This is a genomic window from Aeromicrobium sp. (genome assembly GCF_036676885.1).
Classification (GTDB): domain Bacteria; phylum Actinomycetota; class Actinomycetes; order Propionibacteriales; family Nocardioidaceae; genus Aeromicrobium.
This window is the reverse complement of the sequence record NZ_JAKFCB010000216.1, coordinates 1-1,864: the sequence shown is the minus strand read 5'-3', so window position 1 is coordinate 1,864 and position 1,864 is coordinate 1. Positions and strand designations below refer to the sequence as shown.

The 1,864-nt window shown below is 68.2% G+C and carries 4 protein-coding genes; 3 read left to right on the top strand and 1 reads right to left on the bottom strand.

The genetic code is table 11. From position 1 onward, the window contains the following. The 3 genes from V6M46_RS09865 to V6M46_RS09855 form a co-directional block, all read left to right on the top strand. The coding region (locus V6M46_RS09865; protein ID WP_442880496.1) for an ATP synthase beta subunit C-terminal domain-containing protein at positions 1-340 on the top strand (340 nt) is incomplete at its 5' end. Positions 341-342: 2 nt separating this feature from the next. Continuing rightward, positions 343-741 carry a F0F1 ATP synthase subunit epsilon gene (locus tag V6M46_RS09860; protein WP_332664333.1) on the top strand — a complete coding sequence of 133 codons (399 nt, stop codon included), beginning with the start codon at positions 343-345 and terminating at the stop codon, positions 739-741. Positions 742-786: 45 nt separating this feature from the next. Then, entirely contained in the window at positions 787-1,248 is a 462-nt protein-coding gene (locus tag V6M46_RS09855; protein ID WP_332664331.1) for a DUF2550 domain-containing protein, read from the top strand. Positions 1,249-1,396: 148 nt separating this feature from the next. On the opposite strand, the gene V6M46_RS09850 is transcribed toward V6M46_RS09855, so the two are convergent. Further along, positions 1,397-1,864: cob(I)yrinic acid a,c-diamide adenosyltransferase (locus tag V6M46_RS09850; RefSeq protein WP_332664329.1), on the bottom strand; the 468-nt coding region annotated here is incomplete at its 5' end.

The window sequence follows — 1,864 nt, the reverse complement described above, 5'->3', positions numbered from 1 at the left end:
GGCGCACTACGACTGCGCGATCCGGATCAAGCAGATCCTGCAGCGCAACAAGGAGCTCCAGGACATCATCGCGATCCTCGGTGTCGACGAGCTCTCCGAAGAGGACAAGATCATCGTGTCCCGCGCCCGCCGGATCCAGCGGTTCCTGTCGCAGAACACCTACGTCGCCAAGCAGTTCACCGGCATCGAGGGTTCGACGGTCACGATCGCCGACACCATCGAGGCGTTCAACAAGATCGCGGACGGCGAGTACGACCACGTCGCCGAGCAGGCGTTCTTCATGTGCGGCGGTCTGGACGACGTCGAGCGCAAGTGGGCCGAGATCCAGAAGAGCCTCTGATCATGGCTGATGTCCTGCACGTCGAACTCGTCGCCGCCGACCGCCTGGTGTGGTCCGGCGAGGCGTCGATGATCATCGCTCGTACGTCGGAGGGCGACGTCGGCATCCTGCCGAACCACGCTCCGATGCTGTCCCTGATGGTCGACGGGGTGGTCGACGTGACCACCTCGTCGAACGAGACCTGGATCGCTGCTGTCGACGCCGGATTCCTGTCGGTCGCCGACAACCGGGTCTCGATCCTGGCCGAGCACGCCCTGATGTCGCACGACATCGACCTCGAGAAGGCCAAGGCCGACCTCGAGCGTGCCCACAAGGCTCGCGAGGACGACGGCGAGCAGGCCGCCGCTCTCCAGGCCGCGTGGGCCGAGGCTCGGATCCGGGCCGTCGAAGAGGCACACTGAATCACGCACGGTAAGAACCACGACGGGCTCGGAGACGAGGGATAGATGGCGCCATGGCAGTGGCTGTTGGACGCAGCCGGTGTCGTGCTGCTCCTCGTCCTGCTCTACGGGCTCTGTCTGGTCGTCCGCCGGCGGGTCCTCTCCCGTAACGGCGGCACCTTCGAGCTCAGTGTCAGGATCGGTGTCCGAGGCGATCCGGCTCAGGCCGGGCGCGGCTGGGTTCTCGGGTTGGGTCGCTACCACGGGGACCACCTCGAGTGGTTCCGCATCTTCTCGCCGTACCCGCGACCGCGGCGCCGCTGGGCACGCACCGACCTCCAGATCATCGGTCAGCGCGAGCCCGAGGGGTCGGAGGCGTTCGCCCTGTACGGCGGCCACGTCATCGTCGTCTGCGAGACCCCCGCGGGCCCTGCCGAGCTGGCGATGAGCTCCTCGGCGCTGACCGGGTTCTCGTCCTGGCTCGAGGCCGCTCCGCCCGGGACGGACTGGGACCAGCCCCGCCGCTAGTCCGCGCTGCGTGTGAACGGTGAGGCCAGCGTCGCCAGGCGTGGTGCCTGGCAAGGCGGAGGAACGAAGGCGTCCTTCAGCGGAGCGCTAGCGGAGCGGACGTCGAGCGACGACAACGCGGCCAGGTGCCGCGGATGGCGGCGGTGGGTCAGCGTTCCCCGCCAGGGACCCACAACACGTCACCCTGCTCGCGGTTCGCGTAGCGGGCGAGGATGAAGACCAGGTCCGAGAGCCGGTTGAGGTAGGTCAGCGCGAGCTTGTTCATCTCGGCTCCGTGCTCTGACCAGGCCGCCCAGGCCTCACGCTCCGCGCGTCGGATGACCGTGCGGGCCACGTGCAGGTGGGCCGCACCGACGGTGCCGCCGTTGAGGATGAACGAGCGCAGCGCGGGCAGCGACTCGTTGTAGTGGTCGCACCAGCCCTCGAGCCGGTCGATGTAGTCCTGCTCGATCCGCAAGGGTGGGTATTCGGGGTCGGCCACGACCGGCGTGCAGAGGTCGGCGCCGACGTCGAAGAGGTCGTTCTGGATGTGCAGCAGGACCTTGGTGACGTCCTCGGGCAGGTCGGCGGTGGCGAGCACGACCCCGAGCTGGGCGTTGGCCTCGTCGACCGTCGC